This is a genomic window from Spiroplasma sabaudiense Ar-1343 (genome assembly GCF_000565215.1).
Classification (GTDB): Bacteria; Bacillota_I; Bacilli_A; order Mycoplasmatales; family Mycoplasmataceae; genus Spiroplasma_B; species Spiroplasma_B sabaudiense.
In genome coordinates this window covers 479,924-504,547 of the sequence record NZ_CP006934.1, presented here as the reverse complement: position 1 = coordinate 504,547, position 24,624 = coordinate 479,924, and the positions used below count along the sequence as shown (strand labels likewise).

Annotated in this window: 20 protein-coding genes; 3 read left to right on the top strand and 17 right to left on the bottom strand. The window is 25.5% G+C overall.

Annotated features, from left to right (window positions below; all coding sequences use genetic code 4):
* Positions 1 to 22: 22 nt before the first annotated feature.
* Positions 23 to 661: an NAD(P)-dependent oxidoreductase gene (locus tag SSABA_RS02340; RefSeq protein WP_025250996.1), complete on the bottom strand. Its 639-nt coding sequence runs from the start codon at positions 659 to 661 to the stop codon at positions 23 to 25.
* A 108-nt stretch (positions 662 to 769) separates the two neighbouring features.
* Between SSABA_RS02340 and SSABA_RS02335 the strand changes: the two genes are divergently transcribed.
* Positions 770 to 1,132 carry a winged helix-turn-helix transcriptional regulator gene (locus tag SSABA_RS02335; RefSeq protein ID WP_025250995.1) on the top strand — a complete coding sequence of 121 codons (363 nt, stop codon included), beginning with the start codon at positions 770 to 772 and terminating at the stop codon, positions 1,130 to 1,132.
* Positions 1,133 to 1,442: 310 nt separating this feature from the next.
* Here the strand turns inward: SSABA_RS02335 and msrA are convergent, their stop codons facing one another.
* The 14 genes from msrA to SSABA_RS02260 all read right to left on the bottom strand — a co-directional run bounded on the left by msrA (position 1,443) and on the right by SSABA_RS02260 (position 17,339).
* Positions 1,443 to 1,925 (bottom strand): peptide-methionine (S)-S-oxide reductase MsrA, encoded by a 483-nt coding sequence (gene msrA / locus SSABA_RS02330; RefSeq protein WP_025250994.1) that lies wholly within the window; start codon positions 1,923 to 1,925, stop codon positions 1,443 to 1,445.
* A gap of 248 nt (positions 1,926 to 2,173) precedes the next feature.
* Positions 2,174 to 4,312, bottom strand: coding sequence for a hypothetical protein (locus tag SSABA_RS02325; protein WP_025250993.1), 2,139 nt, complete (start codon positions 4,310 to 4,312; stop codon positions 2,174 to 2,176).
* Positions 4,299 to 6,758 carry a hypothetical protein gene (locus SSABA_RS02320; RefSeq protein ID WP_025250992.1) on the bottom strand — a complete coding sequence of 820 codons (2,460 nt, stop codon included), beginning with the start codon at positions 6,756 to 6,758 and terminating at the stop codon, positions 4,299 to 4,301. Before SSABA_RS02320 ends, SSABA_RS02325 begins: the two co-directional genes overlap by 14 nt.
* Positions 6,759 to 7,418: 660 nt before the next feature.
* The gene (locus SSABA_RS05125) at positions 7,419 to 7,748 is read right to left on the bottom strand and encodes a hypothetical protein (protein WP_148293477.1); all 330 of its coding nucleotides are present in this window, start codon (positions 7,746 to 7,748) and stop codon (positions 7,419 to 7,421) included.
* A 495-nt stretch (positions 7,749 to 8,243) separates the two neighbouring features.
* Positions 8,244 to 8,891 carry a hypothetical protein gene (locus tag SSABA_RS02310; RefSeq protein WP_025250990.1) on the bottom strand — a complete coding sequence of 216 codons (648 nt, stop codon included), beginning with the start codon at positions 8,889 to 8,891 and terminating at the stop codon, positions 8,244 to 8,246.
* 918 nt (positions 8,892 to 9,809) lie between these two features.
* Positions 9,810 to 10,160, bottom strand: a complete 351-nt coding sequence (locus tag SSABA_RS05195; protein WP_038673631.1) for a family 1 glycosylhydrolase — start codon at positions 10,158 to 10,160, stop codon at positions 9,810 to 9,812.
* A gap of 99 nt (positions 10,161 to 10,259) precedes the next feature.
* Positions 10,260 to 11,063 carry a MurR/RpiR family transcriptional regulator gene (locus SSABA_RS02295; protein ID WP_025250987.1) on the bottom strand — a complete coding sequence of 268 codons (804 nt, stop codon included), beginning with the start codon at positions 11,061 to 11,063 and terminating at the stop codon, positions 10,260 to 10,262.
* Between the two features lie 12 nt (positions 11,064 to 11,075).
* Positions 11,076 to 11,831: an MIP/aquaporin family protein gene (locus SSABA_RS04975; RefSeq protein ID WP_025250986.1), complete on the bottom strand. Its 756-nt coding sequence runs from the start codon at positions 11,829 to 11,831 to the stop codon at positions 11,076 to 11,078.
* Positions 11,832 to 11,956: 125 nt separating this feature from the next.
* The gene (locus SSABA_RS02285) at positions 11,957 to 12,787 is read right to left on the bottom strand and encodes a hypothetical protein (RefSeq protein WP_025250985.1); all 831 of its coding nucleotides are present in this window, start codon (positions 12,785 to 12,787) and stop codon (positions 11,957 to 11,959) included.
* Positions 12,780 to 14,114 carry a hypothetical protein gene (locus SSABA_RS02280; protein ID WP_025250984.1) on the bottom strand — a complete coding sequence of 445 codons (1,335 nt, stop codon included), beginning with the start codon at positions 14,112 to 14,114 and terminating at the stop codon, positions 12,780 to 12,782. Before SSABA_RS02280 ends, SSABA_RS02285 begins: the two co-directional genes overlap by 8 nt.
* A gap of 39 nt (positions 14,115 to 14,153) precedes the next feature.
* Positions 14,154 to 14,591 (bottom strand): hypothetical protein, encoded by a 438-nt coding sequence (locus SSABA_RS02275; RefSeq protein ID WP_025250983.1) that lies wholly within the window; start codon positions 14,589 to 14,591, stop codon positions 14,154 to 14,156.
* 61 nt (positions 14,592 to 14,652) lie between these two features.
* Complete coding sequence (locus SSABA_RS04970) at positions 14,653 to 15,213, bottom strand: 3'-5' exonuclease (RefSeq protein ID WP_025250982.1); 561 nt, start codon at positions 15,211 to 15,213, stop codon at positions 14,653 to 14,655.
* Between the two features lie 20 nt (positions 15,214 to 15,233).
* Positions 15,234 to 15,647: a hypothetical protein gene (locus SSABA_RS02265; protein WP_025250981.1), complete on the bottom strand. Its 414-nt coding sequence runs from the start codon at positions 15,645 to 15,647 to the stop codon at positions 15,234 to 15,236.
* A gap of 456 nt (positions 15,648 to 16,103) precedes the next feature.
* Positions 16,104 to 17,339: a hypothetical protein gene (locus tag SSABA_RS02260; RefSeq protein ID WP_025250980.1), complete on the bottom strand. Its 1,236-nt coding sequence runs from the start codon at positions 17,337 to 17,339 to the stop codon at positions 16,104 to 16,106.
* Between the two features lie 191 nt (positions 17,340 to 17,530).
* Between SSABA_RS02260 and SSABA_RS02255 the strand changes: the two genes are divergently transcribed.
* Positions 17,531 to 17,977, top strand: a complete 447-nt coding sequence (locus tag SSABA_RS02255; protein ID WP_025250979.1) for a family 1 glycosylhydrolase — start codon at positions 17,531 to 17,533, stop codon at positions 17,975 to 17,977.
* A 109-nt stretch (positions 17,978 to 18,086) separates the two neighbouring features.
* Here the strand turns inward: SSABA_RS02255 and SSABA_RS02250 are convergent, their stop codons facing one another.
* Positions 18,087 to 21,734, bottom strand: coding sequence for an AAA domain-containing protein (locus SSABA_RS02250; protein ID WP_025250978.1), 3,648 nt, complete (start codon positions 21,732 to 21,734; stop codon positions 18,087 to 18,089).
* Between the two features lie 165 nt (positions 21,735 to 21,899).
* Between SSABA_RS02250 and SSABA_RS02245 the strand changes: the two genes are divergently transcribed.
* Positions 21,900 to 22,583 carry a glycoside hydrolase family 1 protein gene (locus SSABA_RS02245; protein ID WP_025250977.1) on the top strand — a complete coding sequence of 228 codons (684 nt, stop codon included), beginning with the start codon at positions 21,900 to 21,902 and terminating at the stop codon, positions 22,581 to 22,583.
* A gap of 266 nt (positions 22,584 to 22,849) precedes the next feature.
* Here the strand turns inward: SSABA_RS02245 and SSABA_RS02240 are convergent, their stop codons facing one another.
* Entirely contained in the window at positions 22,850 to 24,619 is a 1,770-nt protein-coding gene (locus tag SSABA_RS02240; protein WP_025250976.1) for a DUF262 domain-containing protein, read from the bottom strand.
* Between the last annotated feature and the right edge of the window lie 5 nt (positions 24,620 to 24,624).

The window sequence follows — 24,624 nt, the reverse complement described above, 5'->3', positions numbered from 1 at the left end:
TCTGTAGTTTGCAGCAAATTATTTATTCTCCAATGACAGTAAAACGTTGGTTAATGAACTTTTGATTTTTAATTTCATCGATCATTGCTTTGGCATAATCCCCGTAAGTTACATAACTTTGGCCTTTTTGGTTCAAAATTACGTTATCTTCTCCAATTTGATATTGCCCTGTTGCCTGGGTTTCAGGATCAAAAATAGCTGCAGGACTTAAATAAGTTCATTTGACATCATTTACTTTTTGCAAATTTTCAAAGGCTATCGCCATGCTCTGAGCTAGTGGTTGGTAATCTTTGGGAAACTCTGGAGTATCTAGTAATCTAATTGTTTTTTCTGGATTTACAAATAATGAACCCGCTCCCCCAACTATCATTAATCTTTTATTGGTCTTTGACAAAATATCTGTTAAATGACTTAAACTAGTCTGATGTTGATCTAATTTTTCTGGATCAAAAATTCCAAATGCATCAATAACTACATCAGCTAATTTTAGGTCTTCGGTTGTTAAATCAAATAGGTCTTTTTTTAAAACATTGACTTTTTCTTGGTGTTTTTCTATTAGTTCACTTTTAGTGACTGCTGTTACTTGATATCCTTGATTGATAGCTTCTTTAACAAGAAGTTTTCCTTGACGACCATTGGCCCCAATTACAAATATATTCATTTTTTGCCTCCATATTGTGATTTATTACCACAATACCTATATAATAATTCATAGATATATTTATGTAAAGTATGCACTAAAAAGTGCAATACTTACCTTTTGGATACTATGGAGGTTTATGTGGAACTATTAAGTGGAATTGATTGTCCTATTGAATTAACTCTTAGCATTATTTCAAATAAATGGTGTGTTTTAATTTTGAGGGATTTATTTAGTGGGACAAAAAGATTTGGAGAATTGAAGAAAAGTTTAAATGACATATCGCCAAAAGTTCTAACATCAAATCTGAAAAAATTAGAACTTAATGGTCTAATTAATCGCAAGGTTTACCCTATTGTGCCGCCAAAAGTAGAATACTCTCTCACAAAACTAGGATTAACCTTGAGACCAGTTTTAGATTCTTTGGGTAAGTGAGGAAATGATTTTAAAAAAATGAGTTCTCAAGAAATTGGTGTTTCAAATAAAAGCTAAGTCAAGATATCCCAATAATGTTTTTAAAATTTATTTTTTTTCTCCGTCTTCCAATTAATTTGTATAAAGATTTTTTAGTAAAATTTGAAATAAAATTAAGCATATATATAAATAATTTATCAAAATTTCATTGCAATAATATCGCAATTCATTACCATGATATAATTTTGTGACATCTATTCAATATGATGATGATGTTTGCTCTGATATTTTAACAGTAAATAATTTCAAATAATTTTTCGACAAAAGCTTTTGAAAATTATCTTTCACAAGTCTTATTAAAAATAAAAAAATTACAAACCCAAAAGGTCTATAATTTTATATGGCAGTAGCCATTAGGATTTTTCTTTAAATAATTTTGGTGTCTTTTTTCTGCCAATAAGTAAATCTTCAGTGGCTCGATTTCAGTCACAATTTTTTGCTTATAACTTTGATAAATATTAGCTAAAGATTTTGATAAAATTGGCTTCGCTCATAATTCATCTGATACATTATAATAAATTCCAGTACGATATTGTGATCCAAAATCATTACCTTGGCGATTTTTCAAAGTTGGATCAACTATTTTTCAATACTTATCTAAAAGTTCTTCTAGCGAAATAATATTTTCGTCAAATTCTACTAAGCAAGCTTCTACAAATCCTGTATTACCGCTACAAACTTCTTCATATGTTACGTGTTTCTTATCACCATTAGCATACCCAACCGAAGTTGCTATAACCCCTTCAATACTATCGAAGTATGCTTGCACTCCCCAGAAGCATCCCCCCGCAAATACTATAGACTGTTTCAAAAATAACCCTCCTACAAATCTCATTTATTGGTTAATTTTACTACAAACTTTTATTTTTTGTTGATTTTTCTTAGGAAATTAAATTATGTTCGAAGAATAATTGTCTAATTAATTTATTTATTAAAATTATTTAATAAAATTTGCTCTTTGATGTAAAAAAATATTGCTGTAGCTTATGATGTTTTCTCCTAAACCCATTTACAAGTTATTTAACATATGAATTTAATAAATCTTATCTTTTTTATTAACTAAGATTTTTTGAAATTATGGCTTTTTACAAATTCTTTGATTTCATACTCATAAGAATAAATAAAACTTTGTAATTCGTTGTTTTCATGATAGAAAAAAATTAACTTATTGCTAGGTATTGATTTTGCTTTGTTCGTTGCAAAAAGATATTCTTTGAGATTTCTTAAAGCCAAATCTAGTGATTTATAGTTTTTGTATTCACCATTTTCACTTTTAAAGCTGTAAAAGTTTTTAATTTTATTTTTTGTTAAATATTGAGCCCCGTTTTTTTTATTTACAAAATGATGCTGCATTTTTAATAGACTACCATATTTTTTCGCCATTTCTGATAGTTCAATTTTAAGTATTTTTTTTCCTTGAATTTCATTACTTGACTGATAAATTTCATACATAAATGGTTTTTCATTTTTAAAAAATTTTATTTTTAAATCACTAATATTTTTTGCTAGGCTAACACCATCTCTATCAAAAAAATCGTCATTTTCTTCTAAAGTAAAATAATCTTTATAGTCATAATATTCATCGAAATCACAAACTGGCTTTAAAATTTTGTTTTCTATTTCTATTTGGCTTTCTATATAATTTCATAATTTTTCAACATATTCTTCGGGATCAATTCCTAAATTTTGTAATTCTTCTTTGAAATTTATAAAAAAAGCTCTATAGACTTTTCTATATAAATTAAGTCAAATCTCGTTTCACTCATATTTTCTTCTATCAATTAAAGGAATCATGTTTTCATATTTATTTAAAAAATTACTATCATTTGATTTGGTAACTTCAACATTTTTTATCACGTTTGCCTTTGTGCCTAAAAAACTGAGAAATGCTGGTTCACCAGATTTAATGTTTTTAAATTCATCGTCAATCATAGATATTAAATTATTTTCATAAAAATCATCGAAAATTTGTTCAAATTCTTTTTCTTTATCTCGATAATCTCAATCATTTGGAATTTTACTAGTATCTCTGCTAGGATAATGGACTGCAAATGGTGTAATTCAACTTGAGATTAACGAGCCAGACACATCTTTTAAAAAAATTCCAACTCCTTTTTTATTATCATTTATAAAAGAAATTTCTTCAAAGTTGGGATAATTTCCATCAACACTTGATCCATATTTAAAAGCATGAGCATCTTTAAAAACAATGTTTACTTTTTGATTCAAACTATCTAATACATCTATTTCATAGTATGGCTCTATACCTCCATGAACCTTTCAATTACTTTTGTTGCTTATATATTCTAGTCAATTTGTTCCATTTTTTTTAAAAATTAGATTAGCACTGACACCCTGTTCATAACGTTCATATTTACCATTAGTTTCAGGATAGAAAAAATCAAAACGATCTCTTTTTCCTGGCTTAAGAGTTAATGATTCAATATCAACTATTTTTTGGTGATTGAAATAATTTAACTTTAGTTCAGAATCAGCACTATTTTCTGGTTTTTTGAAAAATTTTCTTTTAACAACTTCTTTGACTTTATTTTTCAAACTTTCTTTAGTACCAAAAATATAATTAGTATCTAATTCTATCCCAGGAGATTTAAAAATTACATATACTTCTTCAAGCCCAAATTGAAAGTCTTCCATATCTTTAACTCTATTGGGATTAAAATATTTATTATTATATTTATACATTTTGATTTTTTTAATTTTTTTTGTTCTATCAAAGTAGTCGTCAAACGCTTTTTTTCCTGAATCAAATCAATGCTTACTATCAAAACTTAATTTTCTAGATCAGTTTACATTTTTTAAATAACTTTTTGCAGCACTATCAAAGTTTGTAGCTTTATTTCCCCAATCAAAGTAGTTTGGCTGATAATCATCAATGTTTCAATTAACAATCTGATTTTGATTTAAGTCTACGCTATAATCACTATTTGTTTCAACTTTTTCAATTGTTTCTCTCTTCTTAATAAAATTATTCACTAAATAACTGTCGAAGGACATTTCGCTGACGAATTCCTTGTTATTAAAATAAATTTTTTCATTTTCATTTATCGGCTGAGAATTTTCTTTTATTTCATTTACAATATCTTCTTGTTTTGAATTTAATTTAAAATTTGCAAGTGGTACTGTTGCTAATAAAACTGGAGAAAATGTCAAAATTTTGTAAATCTTAAACTTGTTCATGATTTTCCTCCTTTTTAATTTCTTTTATGTCATTATCAACGAACTTATCGAAGTCAATAATATTTCTAAAAATATGATTCTGATAAATAATAAAATTTTCATCAGTATTATAAATACCTTTGGATATCTTTAAATTTCTGACTAAATAGTATTTAGCATCATCATAAGTTTTAAAATTAATCAATCTCCCATCTAAATATATTTGATAGTAACTGTTTATTACGTTTGGATTTGATTTTAATTCATCGAAATTCGAGGATAATAGCAATTCGTTTGATAAAACATATTTTTCCTTAGCCAAAACATTTTTAATATATTCCAAATTTTCGTCCATAAATTGCTTATTATTTTCATAATAAGTTTCGTAAAGCATTTTAGAAACAGGTTTTAATAAGTATTGGAAATTTTCTGTTAGTAAATTTTTATTTAAACTCTCCAATGCGGATTCTTTATCTGGGAATATCTGACCAAAACCGTTTGTAAAAGTCGTTTTTTTGTATTTGTCTATATTCAAATCAAATATCTTATTTGCATACTCATTTAATTTTTCATCTAAATTATTTAGCGATTCGTTGCTGACAATCATTTTAGGAGAATCATTTATACTATATTTTAATTCTGCTTCAACTTCTTTAAATTTTTCTGGATAACTAATTATGTAGTTTTTTAAAGCATTAATAGCTAATTCTTTTGTGCTATGCAAAGTATTTAAAAAAGTATAACCATTTTCTGTATTATTAAAATTTTTTGCTTCTAAAAATTGTTTTGATTCAATATAGTTACTTGGGTTATTAAAATTTAAAGAATAATTTACAACAGGAATTTTTACGTCGTTACCTTTAAAATAAATAACTTGATTATTTCCAAAATCAATTTTCATTAATTTATTTTCAAAAAAAGAAAAGTTTTGTGTTATTTTTCAAGCCTTTAAAATTTCTTTTACGACAGGAATTTCATCAGCTCCCGGAATTTCATCAACAAGATTTATAAAGCCATTGATTAAATCACTTATTCCTTTTATATAATCATCCAAATTCAATTTATTTTTCATTTTGTTATTAAACAAACTTGGTGTCAGCATTAAATCAATTAAATCAATGCTTAAAAATTTTTCATTATTAAATAGCATCTTCACTGGTTTTTCCATTTCTTTTGGTAAATCGCTTGTCAAAACATCAATAATAGTTTCTTTAAATATTTTTTCGAATTTTTCCATATTTTTTTCATTATATATATTTGTTGATAACTCAACTTGATTCATTATTTTTTTCAAAAATATTAAAGACTTATGTTTATTATTAAGTATTTCAAAATTTTCTATTTTGGTTTCTTCTTGTTCACGATTAAAAAAATCATAAATGTTATTTGAATTTCATTTGCTAGAAGAAACTTGATCATAAATTTCACTAAAATTATTATATTTTTCAATGTCTCCATGAAATATGTCATTAAAAGTATTTCAATTTTTATTCGCACTATTGTGATTGGCTGTCAAATCCGCAATAAAATTTAATAATTGAGATTGAATCATAATTTTGGAAAAAACTTGGTTAACGGGTTCTGATTTAACTAATTCTCAGTTGTTAAGTTTACTTCTCATCGAATCTTCTCCAATTTCTGTAAAAATTATTCTGTCACCAAAGAAATTTTGGCGATAAGAATTAAAGTTTAAAATATAACCATTTAAATTATCTTTAGATTCTCTAATATATTTGTCGATGTATTTTTGAATTAAATCATTGTCAAAATTTTTAAAATCAGGAATCTCTCTATTTGACCAAGTATATTTACCAAAATTGAATTTTTTAGTAGTTTCTTTTTTAATCAAATCAGTTACATCGTATTTAGAGCCACAAACTCCATTGCTTATTGAATAACAATTTGTTTGAATTCCTTTTTTTAATTCTTCTTTTTTAGTATTATACAAGAAATTTTGTAGTTGGTATTTAAATTCAAATGGTTCTTTAGTATTATCTTGGTTTTGATATCATTTACTTGTTAATAAGTAACTGTTGATCGCATCATTTTTATTTAAAACAGCTTTGCCATTTGCATCTCGATATGTTTTAACTACTTTGGAATTTTCTAAGTCGTACAATTCACCCTCGATTTTATTAGTGCTGTCAAAATGAAGGTTATCGAAAGTCTGTAAAGTACTTTTTAAAGTTATTGGATAATCACTAATAATTTCTTCATACATTTTTTCTGATTCATAATCTTTGTAAACCTGTCCTTTATAACTTAAGAATTCTGTATCGTTTTCTTTATACGGTTTAACTAAGCTTCTTGCATAATTTTGAGCAGCTGATCTATTTGTAAAAACTTTATTATCAAAGACAAAATGTACTTGATTTGTATTTAAATCACTTTTAGCACAAGATGCCGTTATTGAAGTAACAGATATTATAGGAAAAATTGCAACTGCAATTTTTAAAATTTTTTTCATTTATTTTTACCTCCTTTGGAATGAAAATAATTAATAAAGCAAAGTTATCGTTTACTTAGTTATGTTCTACTATCTTATAAAAATTAAAAAATTAAATTGCTCAAAAAGATTATTACACCAATTTGCTTAATTACAATAGCAAAACTAAATTAAAAATAAAAATTATTTATGACTTAGACAAATAAAAACGTAGTAAAAGTAAAACAATTTATCAAAACATATCAATTTAATTATTCATTTGCTAAAAGATTGAATCTTAGTTTACGGTTATCAAATTGAAATCATAAATTTTCTTTGATAATTAAATGCAAAATAAAACCTATTAGTATAATTGATTTGTTTAAAAATTTAATAAAGTTTATGCCGCAAATATTTATTTAATGATAATTAATTATTTGTTAATCTTAAAATATTGCTAAAAGTATAATAATTAATAAAATAACTAAAGCAAAAAATACAATAAAATAAATAACATAAGCAGAACCAATTTAAATAAATTATTTTGATAAAAATTTTTAATTATTTAGATTTTTTGCATATTTAATTTGTAATATAATAATAAAAACGCTACAAAAGCAGCGTAAATTTTTGATATAGATAACTATTTTGAATTATTTTATTTTAATTATACTATCGAAATTGCAAATTCGCTGTTGATTGCTACCTCACTTGAATTTTGGCTCTTTTAAAATTTTTTAGTTTTGAATAATCAATTTCTCAGTTTTTAAATAAAAAATCTGATCACCTTCCAATTAAATTCAAGAATATCATGGTAAATACTAAAAAGTAAATAATTCAATTAAACTTAAAAAGTGACAAAACCATTTGCAAAAAGTTAATTTCTAAGTTTTGTGCGATTAAAGATATTACAAAAACGTTAAAGATGCCAAATGGATTTATACTTTTAAATAACGATTCGGCGCTTTCCAATAAGAAATTTTGCTTAATGATTACTCTACTGTCTTGGTTTTGTGAATCTATCTTTACCATTTTAACTCCTCAAAACCTTGATTCCATTGCTATTATTTTAAAAAACTCCTTGAGAACCCCCTTAGTTTCAATAATTTTAGGTTGATTAGAGCAGGTTTTTGTCTTAAAACTGGCAATTTTTTCTTCAATTATTATTATGAAACCCCATAAAATAAGGGTTTTTAGTATGTCGTAGATAGATTTTATAAATAAAATTCAAAAATTTGTGTTTTCAAAGGAATTTTTTATCCATAAATCAGAAAGTATAAAGTCTAATTCATTTTGGGAATTAATATCTGAGGCAAATCCAAAAATAAAACTTATTAATGCCAAAATATTCATAAAGCATTTTATTTAAAAGAGTCACAAAAATTTAAAATTTTAAATAAATTATGGTCGTTGAATAAAAATATTTTTACATAAAGAAGTCGACCATATTTATTCAACTTTAGTAAATTTTGAAAAAAGCGATATTATACTTAAAAATTATAATTACTTTTAAAAAAGTTGGTGTTTTTAACTTCAACTTTCTGTTGATGGTCCCCAACCCACAGGAACTGCAATAAGAAAGTTTATATATACACCATTACCCTGATTATTTTGTGAAAATATACTAGATAATCCTGATAAAAATGCGGAAGTTAAAAAACTTGCCCCTCCTATTCCGGGAATTGCAGAGGTGGCTTCTGATATTATACCCATTTGGTCTGAACCTATTTCTGTTCCTCCGGCAATTTCCTTTGACATTTCGTTATCAAAGTTTGCTATTCAATATCCCGTAATATATGTATATCAAAATGTTATTGGTCTAAATTGGCCTCTTAATCTAAGTTTTTTATCTGTAAACATTTTTTCCAAGGACTCTTCGATATTTAAATTTTCAAAAGTAAAATTTTTAAAAAATTTTAAAATTTTTTCTGTGTAAATTACACCCTTGAATTTCATTAAGTCAAAAATTTTATCTATTTTAAAAACGGTGTTTTTTTTATCAAAATGAAGAGTTCTCTTTATTTCCTCTTTTGTTATTTTTTGTAATTGTACGATATTTTTACTAAAAATATCAGCATCCGTAATAATCTTGGTTTTTTCAGCTATGTTATTTAGATTAATAACTGGATGAATTGTAGACGTAGCAACAAATACTAACGGCAGTAATAATTTCATTAAATACCTCTTTTCTTAGCTAAATTTAAAATAAACAAATTTAGCAGACATTGCTATTCTTGACATATCACATGTCTCTCTAAAAAGAGAATACTACTAAATTATAATTTGTCAAATTAAAAATAAAATTTTTAATTTATTTTGAAATATCATTTACAACTTAATTTTTATAATTATAATTAATTTAATTCAAGATTTGAGAAAGAATCAAGAAAGGAGAAAAAACAATATGAGAAATAAATTATTTTCAAGTATTATAATATCCTTAATTTTACAAATATTTTTATTCAATCTAACTCTGGGATGAACTTTTGCATTGCAAGAAAATTTTAGATTGGAGTCAATAGTGATTATTTTAATTACTTTGGCAATATTATTATTGATGACAATTCTTTATTTTTTTAGAAATAACGCTATCAAGTGTCCTAAGTCAATTAATAAAATCTATAACTTTTTTTTCATAAATATTGGTAAATTTAAAATAAATCAAAAAATATTTTTTATATCAACGTGAATTATTTCTGGTTTAGTCATGATGTGATCTTCTTCATTCACTTTATATTTGACTTTTGATTTAATATATCAAGTCGCTATAAGCAATTTAACAATTTATATGTTATTAGTACTTGGATTAGTAAATTTAGCGCTTTTCATCACTGGTTCTATTTGAATAATAGTAATCTTTCGAAAATCTTTTGAGTTTTATAAAGATGCAAGATTCGCATTTCTTTTGATGCCTTTTTTTGGGTGAATTTATTTTTTTACATACCAATCAACAAAAAGCAAAATTTCAATTTAATTTTTAACATTTTTTAAAAGCGTTTCTTTAAATTATTTAGACATTAAAAACCCTTGAAATAATTTTCAAGGGTTTTTAAATTTATTAGTATTTTTCAAAATTATTAATTTAAATAATAACTATTTTAATTTTTTAGCGAAGATAAAATAAGAAAACCCTATTAAGATAATTGAAAAAATCAGTAAAAACATTTCATATCCAATCTTACTAAATAATTTATTGCTATTAGGATATTTTTCGACTTGCTGGATTTTAAGTTTTGGAATTTGATAGGTTGTTGCCTCTAAGTACTTAGCTATTTTTTCTTGAGTCATTGTAATTCCTTCGATGACATTATTAACATCAAAATTTTTATCAATTGGTCAAGCGTCAGCAGTTGAAATTCCTTTACCATCAACGTTGGTATAACCCTCTGCTTGATTGGCAGCAATTCCAGCTCCTCATAAAAAATCTTTTTTTAATTCTTTCATTTCATCACCCAATTAAATTATTACTCCAAAATTGTTTTAAAATTTAAAAAGATTTTATTGGGAAAAAGTTTTGCTTATTGCAACTTGTTGTCAAAAAAACTAGAGTAAGAATGTTGGTTCATTCCCTCTAGTTATTTTTGAATTAATGATATTTATTATTTGTTGATTAATGTAGTTAAAGTAAATTTCTTTGTAGTTGCTATCAAATCGTGAATCCACAGGATCAATGATAATAATTTTATCACGAGCAATGTTTTCAAACTTTTTTGATTGTGATAGTGAACAAATCACATAAACATTTTCTGGTCAATAAACGTTAACAAACACTTTCATTAAATACTCGTTGTCAACTCCCGATACATAAATAATCATTATGTCATTGACTTTCATTTTTTCTATTACAAAAGAAAAAGTTTTTTTGTTTTTGGGATTCCAACAAGGTTTGTCAATTGAAAGCAAATACTCGTTCAAACCTTCACTGACATTAATATTTTCATAACTTGATAGTAAATAAATATCTTGGGCTTTAATTACAGCTTCTGCTAAATTAACAATTTTATTTATTTGGTGGTTAATGTTTTGGATTTGTTCGATAAAAGTTTTATGAAACTCTTTAAATATTTCATCGCTTGTTGTTGGTGTGATAATACTATTTTGATTTAAAGTAATTTTTTCAACTTCTAATTTTAAGACAATAATAAAATCTTTATATCCTGAAAATCCAAGACTTTGACAAAATCTAGTTATCGAAGACTTGTTTGTAAAACAACCAGAAGCTACATCTGAAATACTCATGTCTCCAACTTGATGAACATTTTGTAGTAAAAAAATCGCCACGGTTTTATAGAGCGTATTTTTATCTAGGTTTTTGTATTTATTTAAATCTTCTAAAACTTGTCGCATATACTCATTCCTTTATAAAATTAGTAAAAATATTGTACCCATAATAATTGCTGCCAATAATGGAGCTGCTACGGGAATTCATGAATATTTTCAATCTGCTTTTATTTTACCTTTAATTGGTAATAAATGATACATTACTCGCATTGTTAAATCTCGGGTTGGAGAAATAGCTGAACCAGTTGTTCCTGAAAACGACAATCCAATTGCTAAAATAGCGATAAAGGTAAAAATAAATGATGTTTGAGGATTTAAAACATCATTGAAATTAAAAATGATAAAGACATAAACAATTAAAAAAATTATTGTAGCTAAAAACTCCGAGGCAAAACTAAAGAAGCTATTATTGTTTTTAGCAGCTGAACAAAAACTCATTTTTAAGTAAAATGATTCTTCAGATTTAGCAGTTATAGTCATATTAACTCAATAGATCATTATCACTACTAATTGTCCAAGAATATATCCCAAAATTTGGGCCACTAAAAATATTGGGATCAACCAATAAGAGGGAAAGTATTTTAATCAGTCCATAAAAATAAAAGCAAACGTAATGGCGAAGTTTAGATGACTGACTCCACCCAGCATTAAACCAACAACAATTCCAATTGTAATCCCACACGCCCATCCAAAAGCAACTTGCAATAAGTTTGATTTAACATTGCGACCATATGAATCTTTTAAAAAAGTATTGGCCATAATTCCGTTACCAATAGCTACCAGTAAGAAACTACCAACAAATTCACTTAAAAAATAAACATCCCAATTTGCCATGATAACCCCCGCTAAATTAATTATATAATTTTGGGTAAAATAATAAGTTAATTGAAAAGTAAAAACAACTAATTGCCCAAGTGGGAACTAGTTGTTTTTAATTTCTGTTGCTTTATTTTCTATTTTTATTCTCTATTTTTAATATATTCTCCGTAAAAAAAATTATATAAATTTTTGTATTCAGATTCTGTGATCGAAACGCCAAATGTTAGACTCAGTGAATTCTCATATATTTTATTAACAAAATTATCTAAAAAATATTTTTTAAGTTTGTCTATTTCATCTTCATTAAAATTTGAGTTCGTTTTTATTCATGAAGCAACCAATAAAGTAATATTTTTATATTTACTTAAATCGGTCTTTTTATTTTCCTGATATGAGGTTTGTATGATAGAATTTATGGCATCTCTATAGTTATTTATGGAATCCTCGTCAAGACCTAAAGAGCCGTGATCAATAAACCTGCATTTATCTAAACTTTTCACTTTAATTTCTTTATCTACTGTCTCAGGTCTTAATTTTTTTGCAATCCCTTCCCTAACAGATGTTTTATCATTATCTAAAAACGAAAGTCTAGCTCTTTGTATAGTTTTTGTATATGCCTCATTTTTATCTAAAATTGATGTTGATTTTACTTCCCCTATTATCAAATGACCTGTGTTTTTTTCGAGAAAAAGCAAGTCGAAGCCTCTTCTATTTGGAACGTCGTAAATTAAATCGAGAAGAGTAATTATGTTTGTCTTATTAAATTTTTCCATCGCTTTTTCAAAAATTATTTTCTGAAAAAAGTAAATTTCAGAAATATATGATGTTAATTTATCAATTTCCTTAGTATTTTTAACTTTAGGAACAGAAAGAAAATTATTATTTTCTAAGCTGTGTTTTATTAAAACTTTTAGAGCTTTTTTGACTTCTTCATAATTTAATATATTACTTTCAAAATGTGTCTTATTCATTATTTAAAAAACCCCTTAAATATTTATTTATGTATTCCTTGCCTTTAGAATTATCTTTTTTATTAACGATATTTTTTATGACGGCGTGGAAACTTAAAATTTCATTTTTTTCATTGTAAAAACATTCATCAAAATTATCTGTGGACACATTTTTTGCAAACTGTTTTGAAACTCCATTTTCAATCAAAAAAATTAATTTTTCATTTCCAGTTAAGGTTTGAATTTTTTTAAAAATCTCTTCAATTTCTTTTTCAGACATAACTTTATATGCAATATGAGTGATATAGCTTTTAAATTTGTATTCAATTTCATTAGATATTTCATTTGTAATGCTGTCGATTACCTTTGTCATATGTGAATTATTTTCTTTATTAAATGAGGGCAGGTTATCTTTTTTATTACTCCTAATAATTTTATTGCCTTGTATTACATATTTTTCATCCGAATTATTATTATTGAATCATTCAAAATAGTCCGCTTTTTTGATCGACATAGTTTTTACTGAAAAACCACTAATATAATTAAAAAGAGTTATAGAAAGAGGTTTAACATAATTTTGATTTCAGACTTCATATATTTCATTAATTGAATACAACAAAAATAATATAACAAAATATTTTTTATCTTGTATATAAGGTGATGAAAATTCAGAATTAAATTTATCTTGAATATAAATTTTTTTTACCTGCTCTAACCACGAATTAAAAATTAAATCATCAATATTTTTAAAATTCGAAAATAATCATTGAATTGCATTATTAAGTAATTCTCCTAAATCTTTTATTTTTGCATTTAATTTTGAATCCACTTTATTCGTTATGAAGTAGTCAATAACATTTGTATTCACTTCTTTATTAACCAATCTTTTATCAAAAAGTGTGTTCTCCGAATTGAAGTTATTATCATTTGTTATTTTTTGTATAAAATTATCTACCAACTTCAATTTATCATGATATTTTTTTTCGTTTTTCAAAAAAAATTCCCTATTAAGTGTCTCGTTAGCTTTAAAATCATCATTTATCGCAGCTTCTTTTAGAGGATTATTCATTTTATTGTTTATATAGAAACCAAATCCATGAGGGTATGTATCAATACGTCCTATTCTTCCTAAGAGATTTTTTGAATCTAATTGTTGGAAATTTTTATTAACTGTGTTAGGCATGGCTTGGGCAATAATAAATAAATATTTTGTATTTAGATTTACTCCTTGTAGAAGCGTTGAACTACAAAATAAATATTTTATATTTTTATTTTTAAATTCTGATTCAATTATGTTTCTTGTAAAATCGTCGGTTTCTGATTTGTGTATTCCTATCCCCTTATTCAAAAAACTTAAAACTTCATATTGGTGCCCATATGTCTTCCTCTAAAATTTTTTCAAAAGCTTTTTTTGCTCAGGAATTAATCATTCTTCATCCAGCAAGTATTTTGAATAATTTTTATCATTTTCAATAAATTTAATTAATTTTTTTGAAATCAAAAAGGGAAAATTTCTCAATTTTAAATAGAGTTCAAACACTATTTTATTTAATTCATCTTTATTATTTTCATAAAATTTTTCTATTAACTTAAGCTCTAAAATGTATGAAAATATAGTGTTAATTTTTTTGTAAACTTTTAGGTTTCTCTCATACTTGTTATTTTCTAAAATAACTAATTCCGATCTAATTGCAAATAAAAGCAAATGAAATTCTTCTTCACTTATTTTACTATCTAAATCAGAAAAACCAAAAAAGAAATTTACCTGATTAGATAATTTTTTAACTATTTCTCCAATTATTTCTGATTCAAATAAATCTTTCATTTTGTACCTCAATATAATTATACTATTTCTAGTGTGATTTTAAATTTATAAATAAAATTATTTAAAACACCATTTTTAAAAACAACTCTTTTAAAACCCAGGCATCATAAGTGGCACGATGTGATTGAGTTTCATCAAATGGAATCTTAAAATGCTTAGCTAAAAAATCAAGTTTATGACATTTTAAACGTGGTAGTTTTTTCTTCGCTCTTTTCAGAGTACAGTAACTTAAATTGTCAAATTCAGAGTATCCCAATCTTTTGGCATTTGCATTTAAGAAACGCAAATCAAAATCTTTATTATGAGCAACTATTACTTTATTTGAAATTATCTTAACGATTCTTTCAAACTCTTCTTCGATTGATTTGGCATTTTTTACTGTCTCATCATCAATATTATTAATTTTAGAAATCATTAACGGAATTGGTGATTTGGGTTTTATTAAGATATTGTGTTCGATGAAGTGATTATCTTCAAAGGTTAAAGCCCCAAATTCAATAATTTCATCACGTTCACAACTAAACCCTGTTGTTTCTAAGTCTAAAAAGACATATCTTTCTAAGTCAATTTCCCTATCAAGATCGATAGTTTTTTCACTATTCGTATTTATCAATGATTTCATCTTATCTCCCACCAATAATGTTACTTGAGCTTTTTTTCTAAAGTTGCTAATTTTAACCTCATTAAATCAAGCTCTTTTTCTAGAATAGTAATGCGATCTAGTAATTCATCATTATTGGTTTCTTCCTTGTCATCATCACCAAAAGCTAGCTGAATTAGTTTCTTATCTTCACAAACTGAAAAAATCGTTAAAATATCAGCATCTGATATTTTACCAACCTCTTCTTCGGTTTCTAAATCAATCAACTTATGATTTTGATGGTTTCTCATATCAAGTCTGGCAATATAAAAATCACTATCTTTTTCTGGTTTTTTACAAGCTTGACGACTCATAAAAAAGTAATTATCTGCATCTTCGTAAAGAATCCCAATATAAAATCTTTGAGGTTTAAACTCATATTTTGTTGGAATTGCTACATATTTAATATTTTTCATATTACACCTCAGATATATTTTATAATAAAAACAAAGAATATCATAAGAAATTGAATTAATATTGATTTTTTAATTGGTGAGTTGTGAATTAATTGTAGTATTACAGACTGCGCATTGCAAATTATTTGCTCAAATTTTAGTTCCACAAAATTTATATAATATATGTTTATTTTTTAAACTTTTAAACTTTAAATATATTTAAATTAGTTTTTTTGGAAATTTGAATATACGAAAAATAAATGAAAATAAAAAATAAGTTAATTTATATAGTTAAATTTTTTTGAACCTTTATTAATTATTATATTTCCTTATTTTTAAATAAACTTTTTTTAAAAATTATCTCTTTCAAATTTAATTAAATATTTCACATGTATGGTTAAAAGTTATTTTAAATAATATTTTATATCTTTAGTAAGTATACTTAAAGTTTATATTCTGGGAAATCAAATTGATTTACTAACCCTTGCAAATAGAGGATATGTTTGAAAAATCAATATCTAATCCATGGAGAGCATAAAAATACAGAAAACTGCATGAAATAAATTCATAAATCTCTCTTTTATCTTTTTCGCTTAATTTTTTATAATTTAAAATATTTTTTTCCTTCGAGTGTCTAATTTTATATCGATTTAAAATATTATTACAACTTTTTCAAATTGTTTCAAAAAAGGCACTTTCTTTGAATTTACTCTTAAATTCAACACTATCAAAAAGATGATATGTACCTGAAAGCAATGATACTCATTGTTCTTCAGAAATTCTATCATATGGTTGAAGAATAGCGATGGCTATCTTATTTAGATACCAGGTTGATTTGAAATTTTTTTTAAAAATGAAATTTTTTTCAATATTTCTAATTCTTGTTCGATAATCTTTAGATAAAATTGATACTTCATATTTTGTTTCAAGTATTTTAATAATACACAATTTTAACTTTTTAAAATCTTTAAATCTCAAATCTTGTGAATATTTTTTTTCATAATTTATTTCCATGAAATTTATCGAATCTAATAAAATTAATAAAATTAGCAAATTTTTTTCAATGGATGGATTTTGATTTTTACATATTTCATTTATTAATTTACTACAGTATTTTAACGAAAAATTATTAAAATCAATTATATTTTGATTGGTTGATTTATATAAACATTTATCCCAAACCTCTTTTCATTCAAGAGGTAAGGTAAATAAAATTTGTTTTTTTTGTTGTACTAATATAGTTTTTCAATAAGTTATATGACCCGTAATTTCGCTATTCTTATTTTCATAGAAATAAAAATCAAAGCATTTTACTAAAAGTGATTTAAAATTTTCCCAAGTGTTTTTTTGATTATCATCTTTATTTGATCAAAAATCATCCTGGCTAAACGAAATGGTTTCGAAATGTTCAGAGTCTATTTTTGATTCAATTAAATTTAAGAGAGTGGATTTCATGTTAGAAAAATCATTTTTTAAGTCTGCGCATTTTTTTATTAAGTTGACTAAATCAAAGTCCAATTCAATATTTTCTTTTTCAATAACTTCAAGCAAGTATGTTATTCTCTCGAGCCACTCCTTTGCATCATCTTCTTTAATAAAACCTCTGTAAAAAGGAAATGGTGTATCTTTAATTTTTGACATATGTTCTTCCCAAGGACCCTTAAATATTCCCTTGTGTTTTTTTGTTAAAATTACATAAAAATTTTTTTTCATTTTAAAACAGTCCTTTTATATTAAATATTATTAATAATAATTCTAACATATAAATTGCAAACTTTTAAATTAAGATATTGAAATTAAATATACTACAATTGCACAAAATATAAAAATGCATTATAAAAAATGCATTTTTAAAATTGTGTTTACTTTAAATAAGCATTGCTTTATGAGCTTTGGTTATTAAAATGTATCACAAAAACTTTGTTAAACAAAAAGGTAAAATTGGTCCAGCTCCTAACGTTTCTATGGCCTATCCAGCTAGTTCTAAACCCGAAGATATTATTGCAGCTTTTAATGCTAATGTTATGAGAAACTGGTTGTACACTGATGTTTGTGTCACTGGTAAATATAACTCATTTGCTTTAAATTACTTTAAGCAAGCTAAAATAGATATTGATTTTAGAGAACAAGATAGTGAAATTTTAAGTAATGCAAAACCCGACTTTATTGCTTTCAACTACTACTCAACTTTTACTGTTAAGTATGTTGAACCCAACTTTGAATACCAAAATAAAAAAAGTTTTGATCAACAAACTGGATTTGATGTTCCAGGAATGTTTGAAAGTATAATGCTTAAAAACAAAGGAGCTTATGTTGCAAGATATATTGACATAGAGAAACCGACCCATTAAGGTCGGTTTTAATAATTTTTTAAAAAATGATTTTATAATTGCAAAAGTATACTTAAGATTTTTAGTATTCCTATCTTTTGGAATATGTTTTTTTATTAATTAATGGTTTTTAATGATCTTCAAGATAATCATTAACAAATTCCAGCACTTCGTTTAAAAATTGCTTTCTCTTTACTCCATCTAAATCTCATCAATGGGTTGATAAAATTCGTTTAAATTTTCAGCCTTGGTTTTCTAAATACTCTTGACGGTAGTAGTCATTCATTTTTTGTTCTCGAGTTGATATATGAAATTGGGCTCCGTCTGCTTCAATTGCTAAAATATGAATTTTTTCTTGCTTATCAAAAACGGTCATATCGATTCTATAACCAGCCTGCTGTACTTGGCGGTGAATTTCGAAGCGATCTTGCAAATGAAATAATAACTTATTTACTTGCTCAAAAACTTCTAATTCAAATTCTGAATCACTTCATCCACTATCTTGGCTGCTTTCTCTAACAGTTGGATTAACACTAGATAGAACAGCATTAATTAGCTTCGAGTCTAATTCGTGCTCTTGCAATTTTTCAACATATTCTAAATATTTTTTGAAAATTAATGTATTTTGATTTTGGCTATTAATGATTGCAGAATTAATTGATTTAACAACATACATTTTAATTTTAGACCTAGTAATGGCAACATTTAAACGATTGGGTCCTCCGGCCTGACCAATTGGCCCAAAAGCATTAATAAATTTTCCGGTTTGATCGGGGGCAAAAGCAACTGAAAAAATTATAATATCACGTTCATCACCTTGAACATTTTCAATATTCTTAATAAATAATGAGTTATTATTTAGCGCTAATGCTAACTTCTGGTTTTGTAAGGCTTCATCTTCAATTAAATCTTCAATAAATTTCATTTGCTGCGAATTTGTGGTAATAACTCCGATTGAGGTTTCACCTCTTTTAATATGTTTTAAAACTAGTTGAACAACCATCTCAGCTTCTTTTGGATTGATCCCCTCTTTTCGTAATTTAATCCCGTTCTCAACCAAAACTTGTTCAAGAGGTAATTCCACAGAATTAGGTTTATCTGAAACGTAAAGTTCATTATCATAAAAAGCCGCACTTGAATACGAGATAAGTTCCTTATGATTACTACGGTAATGAAACTTTAACATTGTTTTTGGAAATCGACTCAAAGCAAAATCCAACAAACTTTCATCTTGAAGGGTCGAAAGTTTTTCTTCAATCACTTCATAATTTTCATCTTCTAGAATTTCATTGTACTCTTCTTCGTCAATTTCTGCACCTAACCGTTTGGAAGCAAAGTAATTTGAAGGGCGAAGTTGCTTAGAGTCCCCAGCAATAATCGATTTTTTAGCTCTAAATAAGCTTGGCAAAGCATTTTCAGTAAAAATTTGTGAAGCCTCATCAAAAATCACAAAGTCATAATCTTTTTCTTTTCACGGAAAAATTAATCGATTTGAACTTGTGTCTGGAGAAGAGATTTTGATCGGAAATAAGATTTCTAAAATTTCTTGATAAACCTTAAATAGTCGCGGAATATTGTGACGACCCTTTTCTTTACTAATAATATTTTTTAATTTTCCATACTTGTCATTTAATACTTCATCGTTGGCAATTTTTGAATAAATTTTGTCAATTAATTGTCAATAAATTCGACTAATTGTGTTATCAACTTGTTTATGGTTTGCCTCAGAAATTTTAGAAAATCAGTCTGATTCAATTATTTTAAACACTTTTAAATTATCGCTCTCAAATTTATTCGATCAATTGTATTTAATTACTAATTCAATGGTTTGAAAATCAACAATTCCCAAATCTGCAATTTTTAGTAACTGAATGACAGATTTTTCATCGCGACGTTCAAACAAAAATTGAAAACTTTCAAAATCAATATTCTCCTTAAAAAATAATAGCTCTAGTTTATATTTTTGTCTTGATTGGGTTTCTAAAAATTTCTTAAATTTTCGTTTTGAAAAAATACCAATTCTTAAACTAGTCTTTGACTTGTAGAGATGATTAAATAAATATACATCAAATAAATCTTGATCAATATCTTTTTGACTAGCTATTACTTTTTGAAGTCTATCACTGGATGATATTAGTGGACAATTTTCTTGAAAACTTTGGCGATCATCAAGAGAATTAAAAACTATATTAATCAGATTGGGATTGTCAAGAGTTGAGATATCACTTAAAATTGAAAATTCTTTTAGTTGAGCAACCATTTTTTGAAATTGTTCAAAATTTTTTAAATAAGTGTTTTCATCACCTTTTTTAGTTGTTAGAATTTTTTTAAATTCCTTTTTAAATTCTAAATACTTAATACCAATTTCACTATTAATTAACCTTTTAAAATCTGAAATACTTGAAAAAATTTCATCAATAGTTTCACCATGATTTTTTAAATCAAACTGCTTTTGAATGTTTATATATTCATCCAAATCCTTTGTAATAATTTTTAATTGCTGATAGATACTGTCTTTATCTTTGTTAACATTGTGAATTCATAATGCCAAATTTGAAAGTTGGCCAATTCTTTGAAATACAACTTCTGACGCAACCTTTTTCTCAGTTAGAAATAGCGCAGATTGATTATTATTTAAAATATTGGCAATAATATTGGAAATCGTTTGAGATTTTCCAGTACCCGGTGGCCCTTCAATAACTAAATCTGATTTTTGTGATTTTCTAATGGCTAACTTTTGAAAATAATCTAGTTTAGAAATTAATTCGATGTCACTTTCAAGAAATTCATCTTCTTTTTGACTCAAACCCAAACTCGTTGAAGTTGCAAAGAAATCCTCTAGTTCTTCATCGCTTAAATTTTTTAATTCTTCATAATTGGCAAAAATTCCAGTTGAAGTTAAATTATACCTTCCAATAGCAACGTTTGGCATAATTCTAGAAACACATTCTCCCAGGGCATCAAAGGTAAATTTATTTTCAAGATTAAAATCTCTTTTGTTAACTAATTTTAGTGGTTCAATCTTTATTGGATTTGAAAAAAATTTGAAAATTTCATTCCTTTCACTAAAACTCATCCCACTACTTTTATAAAGTTTATTAGTCTTAATAAACTTTATAATATCTTCATCTTTTAAATTGGCATTAAAATTAAAATTTTCTAAATAGAGATTTTTTTCATCATCTAAAACTTCAACTTGCTCAAAATCCAACTTAAAATCGCTAACTTTATTATAAACTGCTGCATTGGAAATTATTGAAGAGTTAACTACAAAATCTTTTGAAATATCAAATTGAAATCGATCGGTTGTAACTTTGACTGCTTTTAAATCATAAAAAAACAATGGTGCTCTAAAGTTTGCTGCTTCATTGGATGAGTTTATTGTTCCCTTTATAAAGGGGTAGCCAATTCGCAAGGATTCAATCGAAAATTGTTGACGGTCATTTGTACATTCTTTCAATATGTTTTTCAATCTCTTAAAAATGCTTAGACGAGTTTTATCTTGAGCCTCTGTTCACTGCGTCTTTCTAATGTTAAGTGGAATTAGTTCTTTATTAGAGCTGACAATGAATTTACCAATTTCCAAAAATTTTAATAACAAATTTTCAATTGAATATGAAATGTTCTCATTAACTGGTATTTCAATCAAATAATATTTAAATAAATCTAAGAAGTCAACTGAGCTTGTTTTGCTTGAAAAAAAAGTATTAGTTCTTGTATTATTTGATACTAATCTGTTTTGCATATCCTTTAAAATTTCTTTATATTTAATTTCCATATTTTTTTCTCTTTTATCTATAATTTAATTATTACATAAAATATTAATATTTGGAAATGGAAATTTAATTTGGATTATCGATTTTATCAAAAAGAGTTAAGACTAAACAATGGACTAAAAATGATAAATTAAAAGTAAATTATTTCAGCTTTTAATGCCAATGTCATGAGAAACTTGTTATACATTGATGTTTGTGTTACTGGTAAATATAACTCATTTGCTTTAAATTACTTTCAACAAGCTAAAATAGATATTGATTTTAGAGAAAAAGATAGCGAAATTTTAAGTAATGCAAAGCCCGACTTTATTGCTTTCAACTACTACTCAACTTTTACTGTTAAGTATGTTGAACCTAACTTTGAATACCAAAATAAAAAAAGCTTTGATCAACAAACTGGATTTGATGTTCCAGGAATGTTTGAAAGTGTTAAAAATCCTAACTTACTAGCCAATGAGTATGGTTGAGAAATAGATCCAATTGGTTTTAAAACTACTTTAAGAGAATTATACTCAAGATATCAATTACCATTAATGATTACAGAAAATGGTGTAAGTACTCGTGAACAATTAAATGAGCACAATACAGTTGAAGATGACTATCGCATAAAATACTATCACGAACACATTCTCCAAATGCGTAAAGCTATTAGTGAAGGAGTTGTAGTTATTTCATATAATCCTTGAACAGCGATTGATTTAGTTTCCTCACATCAAGGTTTTCAAAAACGCTATGGATTTATTTATGTGGATCGTGATGAACATAATTTAAAAGACATGAAACGCTATTTTAAAAAATCATTTTATTGATACCAAGAACTTATTAAAAATAACGCTAAAAATATTAAATAACAAAAACCCAGTTGATTGGTCAACTGGGTTTTTGGATTTTAGTTTGGGGTTGGGATGGTTGTAAATTATTTTTGTAGTGATTTATTTATTGATGATTGTCAAAAAATATTTTAAATATAATTTCTAGAAATTTAGAGCGAATCGCTTTTTATTAATAAATTTATTACGAAAACGCATTTTTCGCAACTGCTCAATAAGCTCAATTTCTATCAAAAAAAATATTTTATTTATATTAGGAAAAAATATTTCAAAATTTTAAAAATATATTATGTTATTTCCGAAATAGTTTTGCTATATCTTTCTTTTAAATATTTAAATCATTTTTCATCAAGATCACTAATATTTTTATAACTAGCCATTTCTAAATTTATTTTAAAGATAGACGTGGGGATTATTTTCATTTTTTTATCAAAAATTTTACTACCCGTTTTAGAGTTTTCGGGCTCACTAAGTATTGTTAAATTGGAAATTTTATTTAAATTAAAAGTGTCTTTTTCTGATGCCATTAATTCGGTTCATTCGGGGATTTTTTTAAATGCTTGAGGAACTATGTGTTCTACTGTAATATTTTTAAATTCGTCTATAGTTTTAGGTTTGAAGCCTGTTTTTAAATTATCATTTAGTAAAACAAAAAAAAGTTTGGAATCTTCATGTTTCTTAAAACCGATTTTTACGCTGTCCATAAATTCTTTATTAGTATTATTTCTAAAATTATCTCCTTTATCTGTGTGATTTTTTATAGTCGAAGTAAATATGTCAAAAATTCAGTTTCTATTATTTTTTTCATTGTTTTCTTCTTCTTTGCATTTTTTAAGAATTTCAATAAACAAAATTCTATTTTGAGCAGTAGGACCCATAATTTTTTTCTTATAGAGATAATTTGTAATGTGTTTGATTAACAAATCGAAATGTCCTGGAATTAGTTTTTTATCTATCAATCTGTCGATAAGATACATTATGAATGAGTCAGCGGAATCAACGCCTAAAAATTTATATTCAAAAAGTCTTTGCTCATCAATGTCTAATTTTCCATATGTTTTTTTAATTCTTGAGTCAGTCTTTATAAAATTGTAAATCTCATAAAATTTCTTCATTTCTCTAATTAATTTTTTTATTTCATCTATCAACTTTTCATTGTTCTTCGCTTCAAACTTTGAGATCATATTTTTAAAACGCTCATAAATATCATAACCTTTGTCCACCGCCTTATTAAGCGTTTTCATAGATATAAAATCTCTAAGAAATTTTTCTGAAACTTCACCATTTTCATCTTGAAATTGATTTTCCCATTCTTCACGATAAATTTTTTCTTGAAGTTCTTCGTTTTCAATTTTCATAAAAATCAAATTTGTTATTAAATCAAAATTTTTTAGAGGCTCGTTCTTCGAATTGAAGGCTTCAAAAAGTTCATTTCTATTTACTTCAAATTCACTTAAATTTAAGCAAACTAAATTTGTTTTCAATAATTTTTTAGCAAATTCTATTATATCCGAAGTATCTTTGTCCTTAAAAAAATCATTAATTTTTTTTGAACTATCTACAAGTTTGTGTTTTTTCTCATCATTACTTAAATTTTTAGGGGAATAATCCTTATCCAAGACTTTACCTAAAATATTTTTATCTTTGTATGTTTGTAATTTAAGTTTATTTTTTATTTTTTGATTTTTAAAAATGCATTCTTCAATATCTTCCATTAATAATTTTGTTTTTGATTTATTTTCTTCCGTTTCATTTTTTGCTTCCTCTTTAAGGTTTCTATCTAAAATTTTTAAAATTGTACTCAAAATAATAGAGATTGTAACCAACCTTTGCTGCCCATCTACAATTAAAATTTCTTCGTTCTTGCCTTCTGAACAAAAAATAACTCCTATGAAAAAACCGGAATCTAAAGTTGAATCATAAATATCATTAAGTAGCGTGTTGACTTGTTTGTTTCAAGAATAATTTCTTTGATAAACTGGTATTTTAAATATAGCATTTTCTCTTTTTAAGAAGTCGGATATTTTTAAGAAATCAAGATTATATTTTTTATTCATAATTT